The organism is Streptomyces sp. NPDC002144, from assembly GCF_053593695.1.
Genome location: NZ_JBSFDB010000040.1, coordinates 18,208 through 28,119, shown reverse-complemented (window position 1 = coordinate 28,119; position 9,912 = coordinate 18,208). Strand labels below are relative to the sequence as shown.

The 9,912-nt window shown below is 68.8% G+C and carries 10 protein-coding genes; 4 read left to right on the top strand and 6 right to left on the bottom strand.

The features are described from left to right. Positions 1-174: 174 nt before the first annotated feature. From ACWCQ1_RS39780 to ACWCQ1_RS39755, 6 genes are all read right to left on the bottom strand, one after another. Entirely contained in the window at positions 175-1,365 is a 1,191-nt protein-coding gene (locus ACWCQ1_RS39780; protein ID WP_390695853.1) for an acyl-CoA dehydrogenase family protein, read from the bottom strand. Positions 1,366-1,550: 185 nt separating this feature from the next. Continuing rightward, positions 1,551-2,438: an NADP-dependent oxidoreductase gene (locus ACWCQ1_RS39775; RefSeq protein WP_390695852.1), complete on the bottom strand. Its 888-nt coding sequence runs from the start codon at positions 2,436-2,438 to the stop codon at positions 1,551-1,553. Between the two features lie 22 nt (positions 2,439-2,460). Further along, positions 2,461-3,519, bottom strand: coding sequence for an LLM class flavin-dependent oxidoreductase (locus ACWCQ1_RS39770; RefSeq protein ID WP_451028584.1), 1,059 nt, complete (start codon positions 3,517-3,519; stop codon positions 2,461-2,463). 31 nt (positions 3,520-3,550) lie between these two features. Then, the gene (locus ACWCQ1_RS39765; RefSeq protein WP_451028583.1) at positions 3,551-4,768 is read right to left on the bottom strand and encodes a DUF3500 domain-containing protein; all 1,218 of its coding nucleotides are present in this window, start codon (positions 4,766-4,768) and stop codon (positions 3,551-3,553) included. Then, entirely contained in the window at positions 4,765-5,625 is an 861-nt protein-coding gene (locus ACWCQ1_RS39760; RefSeq protein WP_390695849.1) for a cupin domain-containing protein, read from the bottom strand. The genes ACWCQ1_RS39765 and ACWCQ1_RS39760 overlap by 4 nt, the downstream gene beginning before the upstream one ends. Before the next feature lie 45 nt (positions 5,626-5,670). Continuing rightward, entirely contained in the window at positions 5,671-6,273 is a 603-nt protein-coding gene (locus tag ACWCQ1_RS39755; protein WP_451028582.1) for a cysteine hydrolase family protein, read from the bottom strand. A 330-nt stretch (positions 6,274-6,603) separates the two neighbouring features. Here ACWCQ1_RS39755 and ACWCQ1_RS39750 point away from each other — a divergent pair, with 330 nt between their 5' ends. The 4 genes from ACWCQ1_RS39750 to ACWCQ1_RS39735 are packed head-to-tail and all read left to right on the top strand — an operon-like array spanning position 6,604 to position 9,899. Continuing rightward, positions 6,604-6,771: a hypothetical protein gene (locus ACWCQ1_RS39750; protein WP_451028581.1), complete on the top strand. Its 168-nt coding sequence runs from the start codon at positions 6,604-6,606 to the stop codon at positions 6,769-6,771. A gap of 19 nt (positions 6,772-6,790) precedes the next feature. Next, positions 6,791-7,333, top strand: a complete 543-nt coding sequence (locus tag ACWCQ1_RS39745) for a flavin reductase family protein (protein WP_390695847.1) — start codon at positions 6,791-6,793, stop codon at positions 7,331-7,333. 56 nt (positions 7,334-7,389) lie between these two features. After that, positions 7,390-8,259 carry a fumarylacetoacetate hydrolase family protein gene (locus tag ACWCQ1_RS39740; RefSeq protein ID WP_451028580.1) on the top strand — a complete coding sequence of 290 codons (870 nt, stop codon included), beginning with the start codon at positions 7,390-7,392 and terminating at the stop codon, positions 8,257-8,259. Beyond that, complete coding sequence (locus ACWCQ1_RS39735; protein ID WP_451028579.1) at positions 8,256-9,899, top strand: class I adenylate-forming enzyme family protein; 1,644 nt, start codon at positions 8,256-8,258, stop codon at positions 9,897-9,899. Before ACWCQ1_RS39740 ends, ACWCQ1_RS39735 begins: the two co-directional genes overlap by 4 nt. Positions 9,900-9,912 lie beyond the last annotated feature (13 nt).

Here is a 9,912-nt window from a genome sequence, read left to right as displayed (position 1 = left end):
ACGTCTCCGGAACGCCGGAGGGCATGGCCGCCTGGATCGCGCACTGCGGGCGGGCCCGAGCCAACCGCCCACTTCGGTGTCACGCGGCACCAGAAAAGGCGACGCCCGCACGTCGAGTACGGAACGTCGCCAGTCCTGTCACTCATCAAGCCGCCACTTCACGGGCGGGCACGGTCACCGACCGGGAGGCACGACAAGTGCCGGTCCCATCCACTGCAGCTCCGGCGGCGCGCCGATGAGTTCATGACCGATGTCCGCCAGCTGACTGCGGCTGATCACCGCGTGCTGGCAACCGGCGAGGGCGTTGCGGATGACGCGCTGAAGCGTTCCGGCGCGCAGTGCGGTGCCTCCGCCCTTGTTGAACGCCCACAGGGCGAGATCCCGGCAGATGTCGTGCATGTGCACGCTGGCGCCGGCGAGCAGACCGGTCTGCCGACGGCTGAGGGGCTCCCCACCTGCCACCGAGGCGTCCACCTCGGCGAAGACTTCGGCCCCGAATGCGCGAGCGGAGCGGTAGGCCAGTTCGAAGTCCGCGTACTCGGTGCGGAAGACCGGGTTGTCCGCGAGCCGGGTCGCTCCGGGCTTGGGCTCACGGCTCGCGAAGGCGGCGATCTCGTCGAGGAGTCGACGGGTGGTGCCGGACGCCCACGTCTGGCGCCCGAGATGAACCAGTGCCAGCAAACCGGCGGCGGTGTCGGGAAGCAGCGGGACCGCGTGGTGATCCGGAACGAAGTAGTCGTCCACGGTGAAGTCGACGGAGCCGGTGCCGCGGAGCCCGATCGTGTCCCAGTTGCCCCGAAGGGTGGTCTCCGAGGCCGGTACGAGGAACATGAACGGAGGGCCGGGGACGGGCTGGTCGCCGTCGAAGAGCAGCGAGTTGCAGAGCACATAGTCCGCGTTCGGAAGCCCGCTGCAGTACGAGTAGGACGCGGTGAGCCGGTAGCCGCCCTCGACCCGGACGGCGCGTCCGGCGGGGTAGGCGGTCGCGGAGAAGTTCGGCACCCCGTCGGCCAGGAGTGCCTTCTCGACGGCTTTGTCGAGGAACGCCGTGAGGTAGCCGACGCCCGCGAAGATTCCTCCTGTCCAGCTGATCGACCCGTCGATGTAGGCGAAGCGTTCGAGGACCTCGGCCGAGTCGCTGGGCGTCAACGCCAAGCCCCCCAGGTCCTTGCTCACATACATCCAGCCGAGGCCGCTGTCTCGCAGCAACTCCATCGTGCGATCGGTGAGCTTGCCCGCTTCGTCACACGCCGGGCCTTCGACTTCGAGCTCGTCGGCAATCGCGTCCAGGGCGGCGAGCAGCCCGTCGCGGGCGGCTGCGGAGTCTGCGCCTGCCGCAGCGGGCAGGTCTGAAGTGGTGGTCATGGGAACCTCGATCTGTGAAGACGGCTCTGTCAAGGCGAGGACCGCGAGAACGGTCCTCCTGTGTCCGGTTCGGCCGAACCTTTCTGTGATGCGATCTGAAACACGCGCCCGGCCGGTGTCCCGGGGGCGAATTCCCGGCCGGGCGGAAGATCCGCCCGGCCATCAAGCGTGCGGAGGACCAGGCGTTACGAGGGCAGCAGTACCAACCGCCCCCGCACCCCGCCCTCCGCGAACCGGGCGTGCGCCTTGGCCGCGTCCTCCAGGGCATAGGTCCCGGCCACCCGCGGGGTCAGCGCCCCCTCGTCCGCGAGCCGGACCAGCTCGGTCAGGCTCGCCCCGTCGGCGTTCACCTCGATGCCGTGGATCCGCACGCCACGCTCCGCCGGCGGCAGCAGGTGCGGCAGGAGGCCGACGTAGGCGCCGCCGTCCCGCACCCAGGCGAGGGCCTGCTCACCGAGGATCGCCGCGTCGAGGACACCGTCGACGCTCTTCGGCTCCCCGCTCGTGACATGCGCCGCCCCGAGCGACCGTACGAACTCCTCGTCGCTTTCCCGTGCCTGGCCCGTCACCACGAGCCCGCGGCGGACGGCGAGCTGCACGGCGTACGCGCCGACCGCGCCCGCGGCGCCGGTCACCAGGAGGGACTGGCCCTCCGTCAACTCCAGGAGGTCCAGGGCCTGGAGCGCGGTCAGCGTGTTCAGCGGCAGAGTCGCGGCGTGCGCCGAGTCCACCGTCGTGGGCGCCTTGGCGACGGCGTCCGCGGGGACGACGACGTATTCGGCATGGGTGCCCAGCGTCTTGACCAGGCCGAAGAAGAGCGCAACTACGCTGTCGCCGACCTTCCAGTCGCTCTGCTCACCGACCGCGTCGATCGTCCCGGCGACGTCCCAGCCGAGCCCTATCTGCTTGCCCTCTCCCCCGTAGGCCCCGGACCGCGCCGCGACATCGCACGGGTTCAGCGCGGCCGCGGCCACCTTGATCCGCACCTCCCCCGCCGCCGGCTCGGGCAGCTCGGTGTCCACGATCTCCACGACCTCGGGTCCACCAAAGCTGTTCACTACTGCAGCACGCATGGCATGTCTCCTCATTCATTGATCATTTGTCAGAAGCGGCGGTGTCTGTGGGGTGCTGCCAGGCCCGGAGTTCGGGCATGACGTGTTCGGCGAACAGGTCCATGGAGCGGCGCACCGCGGCCGTTTCCATGAACACCTGGCGGAAGGAAAGGGCGAGGTTCGTGTTACGTGCCGACCGGACCCGCCGGAGCAGCGACTCGGCCACCTGGTCGGGCGTGCCGACGTGGTACGGGATCGGCGAGTCGGCGGCCCAGTCGCGCAGTTGGCCGGGTTCGGGCACGTCGAGTCTGCCGCCGGTGAACTCAAGCCCGACCCACTCATGGCCGGCGAGGAAGGTGAGCCAGTGGTGGACTCCGCGGGCGGCCTCGGCCCACGCCCGGTCCTCGTCGTCGGCGACGTGCACCATGGACAGGAACCCTGACCCGTGGTCGGCGGGGTCGTACCCGTGGGCGCGCAGCTCGCTGTCGAACAGGTCCATGAGCTGCGGACCGAACGCGGAAGCGCCGGCGACGTTCAGCCCTCGGCGCGCGACACGCTTCACTCCCACGGGACCGCTGGCGGCGACCCAGACCGGCAGCCTCTCCTGCAGCGGCTTGGTGGTCATCCGCACGCCGGGGAAGGTGAAGTACTTGCCGTCATGGCTGAACTCGTCCTCAGTGAAACACTTGAGGATGACGTCCAGCCCTTCGAAGAGCCGCCCGAAGCGTTCGGCGGCATCGACGTCGTAGGAGCGAAACTCCTCGTAGAACGACCCGGCGCCCACAGTGAGTTCGAACCGGCCCCCGGAGAGGATGTCGAGCACCGCGGCGTCCTCGGCGACCCGGAGCGGATGGTGGTAGGGCAGCACGGTCACATGTGTGCCGATCCGGATCCTGCTGGTCCGTTGCGCGACGGCGGCCAGTACCGGGAACAGTCCGGGCGTCGCCTGGTCCCAGGCGAAGTGGTGTTCGCCGGCCCAGGCGTGGGTGAATCCGAGCTGTTCGGCGTGGACGACGTCGTCGATGTGGTCCTGGTAGACCTGCTGCAGGCTGCGCTGTTCCTCGGGGTGACGGCGGATGTTGAACAGGAAACCGACGTCCATGGCGGTTCTCCTTCCGTAACGCGTTGCTCCGTCACGTGTGCGGGTGCTGGTGCTCGTAGTGCTGACGCAGCAGGTCCTTGCCGTAGTCGCCGCCGTTGGGGGTGCGCACGATGGTGTGCACGTGGTACGGCTCCGGTTCGTCGTTGTCGAGGAAGATGCCGGCGTGGTTGTCGTACTCGATCAGCACGACCGGACTGTGCACCCGGTAGTAGAAGGGCGCGCCGGCGTCCCACGTCCCGATCCACCCCAGGTGGGTGTCGTCGAGGAAGCGCTCGATCTGGTTGCGGCGGTGCGCGCGAGGCTCTCGGGGCAGGTTCTCCAGGTAGGGGTCGGTGAGCGACAGCAGCAGCTCTCGCTGGCCCGGTGTCAGCCGGTCGCCCTCCAGCCCTACGTAGGGGAGCACACGGTTGTCCCGGCCCGCTGCCGCGCGGTGGCGGCCGTCGACGATGCCGGACAGTTCGGGGGGAAGGTCCGCGGACAGCACCGAGCCGTACAGCAGGGCCCGGTCGCGCTGCGCCGCGCTCAGGGACTCCATGAACTCCCGGGCGCGCTCACGGTGGTCGGCGAACACGGACTCACCGCCGAACTCCACGCCGAGGAAGGTCGGCGTGAGCACCAACTGGCCACCGATGAAGACCGCATGAAGGTCGATGTGGTGACCCGCCAGCTGCCAGCCCCACGGCTGCTGGAGCGACGGCTCGCCGAACACGGTGAACCGGTAGCAGTACTCGGTGAGGGTGTCCGGATACTTGCCGACGAACTTGCCCAGTTCGGCGTTGAGCCGCATCGCCTCGCGCAGCAGCCCGTAGCCTTCGGGGCTGACGGTGGCTTCGATCACCGACAGCGCCGCCTCACGCGCGGGGCCGGGCAACTCCTGCAACAGCAGGCCGTGTTCAGGGAAGGTCAGAAACGCGTTGGACCACAGCCGCCATTCGGTGGCGTCGATCGGCAGCGAGCTGAGCGCCTGTTGCGCCGACGTGAGCAGGCCCAGATATCCCAGCGCCTTCTGCACCGCCTGCTCGGTCGGGGCACCCTCGTCGGCCAGGGTGAAGAGGTCGGTCAGGGGCTTCCCGTCGGTCGTGATCCCCACGAAGGGATCGCCGGCGGTCTCCCCCACCGGCGGCAGCTCCGCGCCCGCGACGAGCTTCATGATCGCCGCCACTCCGGCGTCGTCGGAGAAGTCCACCGCGCCCCGCTTCAGCGCCAGGCGCTCCGGGCGCGGCCGGTATCCACCGTGCAGTTCGGTCATGGCCGCCCCGCTCCGATCTCCCCGAAGACGGACTGCGGACCGGAGACATCGTCGCCGTTGGCGCTGAAGTCCACACCGCTGTCCCAGGGCTTCACCGGCTCCGGCGCGGGCGAGAGAACCGAGATGTGCTTCTCCGTCACCGTGCCCGCGTTGTACTGCCGGTGCGGCACGCCGGCGGGGAGCACCACCAGCGTGCGGGGGCCGACGACATGCTTCTCCAGAGCGACCTCGACGGTCAGCTCCCCCTCCAGCACCAGGTAGTACTGGTCGAAGGCGTGGATGTGGGTGCCCGGCCCGGCCCCGCCGGGAGCGACTTCCATGTAGTTGACGACGGTGTGCCGCGCGCCGGTCACGGGGCCGGCCAGAGGGACCACCTTGAGACCCGGCATCGGCTCGTCCAGGGCGTCGGGATCGACTCGCCGGGTGTAACCGGGGTGGTCGGTGCTGTCGGCGGCCGGTACGTCGTCGGGAGAGTCCACCATGTACGCCAGCTGGGCCATCGGCCCGGGAGCGGGGATGAGCATCTCGAAGTGGGTCTCGGCGCCCGGCCCGTCGTTCCAGTTGCGGTGCGCCAGGCCCGCCGGGATGAACACGAGGGTGCCGGCGGTGATGTGCTGGACCTCGTGCCCCAGCTGGACGTTCATGGTCCCCTCGACCAGGTAGTACAGCTGGTCGACGTGGTGGTAGTGCAGGCCGGGGCCGCAACCGCCTTCCTCGATGTGGCTGTTGATCAGGATCGCGCTCTCCAGATGGGAGAGGAACTGTGCGCGGTAGCCGGGGAACCCGGTGTCGATGGCCCGGTCCGGGTCGAAGGGGCGGATGTACTGCATGCGGGTCGGCGGTGTGATGGACGGCATCGGCCTTCTCCTGCGTCTCGGTGGGGGTGTCGTGGTGTGCGCGGCTCAGCGGGAGAAGGCGGCCACGACGTCGTCGGTGGTGACGATCTCGCCCAGCAGCGTGAAGGTGTCCAGGGCGGCCTGATGTGCCTCGTCGTTGGCCGCCGAGCACGCGTCGGAGACGATGAGGGTGCGGTAGCCGTGGTTGACCGCCTCGCGGGCGGTGCCCTGGACGACGTGATCGGTGGCGACCCCGGAGAAGACGACGGTGTCGATGCCCTTCCCGCGCAGGATCCCGTCGAGTTCGGTGCCGTGGAAGCCGGTGAGGCGGGTGTGGGTGATGATCAACTCGCCTGGCTCGGGGCTGAGTTCCTCGATGAGTTCCGCGCCGCGCGTTCCGTCGACGAGGGCCTTGCGCTCTTCCACCAGGCCCAGCAGCGGGCAGTTGACGATCAGATCGGCGTAGTCGGGTCGGAAGGCCGTCCGGACGTGGATCACGGAGCCTCCCGCGGCTCGGGCCGCCTGGGTGAGCAGCTGGTTCTTGGCGATGACGCCGTGCCGCTGCACGCCCTCGGCGAAGAACGGCCCGAAGGCCCCCTCGGGTGCCACGATGTCGTACTGCCAGTGAGTGTTGATGACGGCGGTGCGGGCGGTATCGAACTCGGTCATGTGTCCTCCGACCGGCAGGCTCGCGGGCGTCCGGTTGACCGCTGAGCAACCATGTTTCAGATCGCAACACGACATTCCACAACTGTCAATAGAAATGTTTATTTTCAAGTCAGACATATCTGTGTTACTTTCACCTTGGCTCCCCAAGGGCGTCGCCGGATGGTTCGCGCATGGCCGCGGTACCCGTGGTCCGGCGGCGAGAGCCGATCCCAGGAGGTTGTACAGCGTGGTAATAACCCCCAGCGCCGTCCCTGATGACTTCACCGAGAACTTCGCCGAGACCGACGGCTCCGGTACGCACAGCCCTACCTCTGTGGATCTCCCGCCACTGTGATCAAGCGGTTCAGGGAGCTCCACCAGGCCGAGACCGGCCGGCTGGACCTGAGTTTCAGCGGGCTGGGGCTCCCGCTCGATTTGGGCCGCCGCGACATGGAACTGTCCGCCGCCGAGGTGCTGCCTGCCGTGCGCGCCGTCAGCGACGACACAGTCCCCGCCTGACCGGAAAAGGACTCCACCAATGGCATGGACATCACCACCGGCCTCACCGAGCGGCTCCGCCGGGAGTGAGGCAGCCCTGGAAGCCGCCCGTTTCCGCGACGTCCTCTCCGCGGTGCCCACCAGCGTTGTCGTGGTGACCGCCATGGACCGCGGCGAGCCGGTCGGGCTGGCCGTCGGCACCTTCCTCTCGGTGTCGCTGAATCCGCCCCTGGTCGGGTTTCTGCCCGCGGCGACGTCGAGCAGCTTCCCGCGGATACGGCAGGCCGGCGCCTTCTGCGCGAACGTGCTGACCGTGAACCAGCAGCACGTTTCCCAGGCCTTCGCCACCAGCGGCGCCGACAAGTTCGCCGGCCTGACCTGGCGTCCGGCACCGGTCACCGGCTCACCGGTGCTGGAGGGAGTGGCCGCGTGGATCGACTGCCGGATCACGACCCTGCACGAGGCCGGGGACCACTTCATCGTCCTCGGTGAGGTCGCCGACCTCGATGCGGTCCCGGGCGAGACACCGCTGGTGTTCCACCGCCGCCGCTACACGGGCGCCGCCGGGCCGACCGCGGCCTGAACGCCGTGAATTCACACGGCGCGGATGCGCGCCGGAACCCATGAGGAGAAGCACCGATGAAGCTGCTCACATATCGCATCGGCGACAAGGTGTCGTTCGGCGTCCTCGCGGACGACGGTGTCATCGACGGCGTCGAGGTTCTCGGCGGAGAGGCCGCCTCGGTCCGAGAGCTCCTGGAACGCGGGCTCACGGACCGGCTGGAGCGGCTCAGCGCGGGCCGGGAGGCCACCCACTCGCTGGCCGAGATCGAGTACCTCCCGCCGGTCCCGGACCCGGCGAAGATCCTGTGCGTCGGCGTCAACTACGTCGACCACCGTGAGGAGACCGGGCACGTCGACAAGCCCGAACACCCCACCGTCTTCAGCCGGTTCGCCGACACCCAGGTCGGTCACGAACAGCCCGTCGTCCATCCGCCGAACACGAGGCAGCTGGACTACGAGGGAGAGGTCGCGATCGTCATCGGCCGCCATGTGTCCGTGATCGAGACGGACGCCGACGCACGGGCGGCGATCGCGGGACTGGCGTGCTACAACGACCTGAGCGTACGGGACTGGCAGTTGCACAACAGCCAGTGGCTGCCCGGCAAGAACTTCCGCGGCGTCGGTTCCTTCGGTCCCCACCTGGTCACGCTGGACGAGTTCGACGACCTCGGATCGGTACGGCTCACCACCCGGGTCAACGGCGAGCTGCGGCAGGACGCCACGCTGGATCAGCTCGTCTTCGATTTCACGGCGATTCTGGGGTACATCACCGGGTTCACCTCCCTGGCCCCCGGCGACGTGATCGCCACCGGAACGCCCGGCGGTATCGGACTGGCCGCGAATCCGCCGCGTTTCCTCGTCCCCGGTGACGTGACCGAGATCGAGGTGTCGGGCGTCGGGGTCCTCCGGAACGACATCGTGGCGGCACCGGAGGGCGTGCGGTGAACGCGCGTCCCTGGTTGAACACGTACCCGGGTGATCTCCCGAGGCAGATCACCCCCGAGTCCGAGTCGATGCTCGAACTGTTCGCGACCACCGTCGCCACGTTCCCCGACAGAACCGCGATCGCCTATTTCGACGGCGCCGTGTCCTTCCGGGACCTCGACCAGCGCTCGGACGCCCTGGCGGTCGCCCTGACGGAGGGGGGCTTCGCCACCGGCGACCGGCTCGCGCTCTACACCCAGAACAACCCGGCGTTCGTGGTCGGACTCCTCGCGGCCTGGAAGGCCGGTGGTATCGCGGTTCTCATCAACCCCATGAACAAGGCGCGCGAACTGTCCTACCTGCTCAGGGACTCCGGCGCGACGGCCCTGCTGAGCCTTGACGATCTGTACGTGTCGGTTGCCCGTGAGGTGCTCGACGGCGAACAGACCGAAGTTCGGCAGGTCTTCGTGGCCTCCGCACGCGACGACCAGAAGCGCGACGACGAGCGCGTCATCCCCGTCGCGGAGCAGCCGGCGGTCTCCGGGGCCGTCCGGCTGACGGACGTGTTCGCCCGGCACGGTGACCGCAAGCCGGCACCGGTCAGCGTGACCGCCGGGCAGGCGGCGGTCCTGACGTACACCTCCGGCACCACCGGTGTGCCGAAGGGGGCGATCAACACACACGGCGGCCTGGCGTTCAACACCCACACCTACCGCGAGTGGATGAAGCTGAGCCAGGACGACGTCGTCCTCGGTATCGCTCCGCTGTTCCACATCACCGGGCTCGTCGGGCACGTCTGCGTCTCGCTGGTGGTCGGCTCGAAACTCGTGCTCGCGCACCGTTTCGACGGCGGGGTCGTCCTGGACGCGATCCGCGAACACCGGCCGACGTTCACCGTCGGCGCCATCACCGCCTTCAACCATCTCTCCGGACTCCCCGGGGCGGCCAAGGAAGACTTCGCGTCGCTGCGGGCGGTCTACTCCGGCGGCGCACCGATCGCACCTCAGCTGCGCGACAAGATCCGGGCCCGCACCGGGATGGACATCCACAACATCTACGGGATGACCGAGACCACCTCGCCGACACACGCCGTGCCCCTGGGGATGTCGGCGCCCGTCGATCCCGACACTGGCGCCCTGTCGATCGGCGTGCCCGTCTTCAACACGTCCGTGCGTGTCATCGACGACAACGGCACGGAGCTGCTGCCGGGAGAGACCGGCGAACTCGTCGTCTCCGGTCCGCAGATCACCCCCGGCTACTGGAACAAGCCGGCCGAGACGGCGGAGAAGCTCGTCGACGGCGAGCTCCACACCGGTGACATAGGACTGATGGACGAAGACGGCTGGTTCTACCTGGTCGGCCGGAAGAGCGACATGATCATCGCCTCCGGCTACAAGGTATGGCCGCGAGAGGTGGAGGACGTCCTCCTCGGCCACCCCGCCGTCCGCGAGGCCGCCGTGATCGGCGCCCCCCACGAATACCGCGGCCAGACGGTCAAGGCGTTCGTGTCCCTCCAGCCCGGCCGGACGACCAGTCCGGACGCCCTCATCTCGTTCTGCAAGGAGCGGTTGGCGGCGTACAAGTACCCCCGTGTCGTCGAGATCGTCGGCGACCTGCCCAGGAGCCCGGCCGGCAAGATCCTGCGGCGCGAGCTGCGGTGAGGACCGAGAAGGA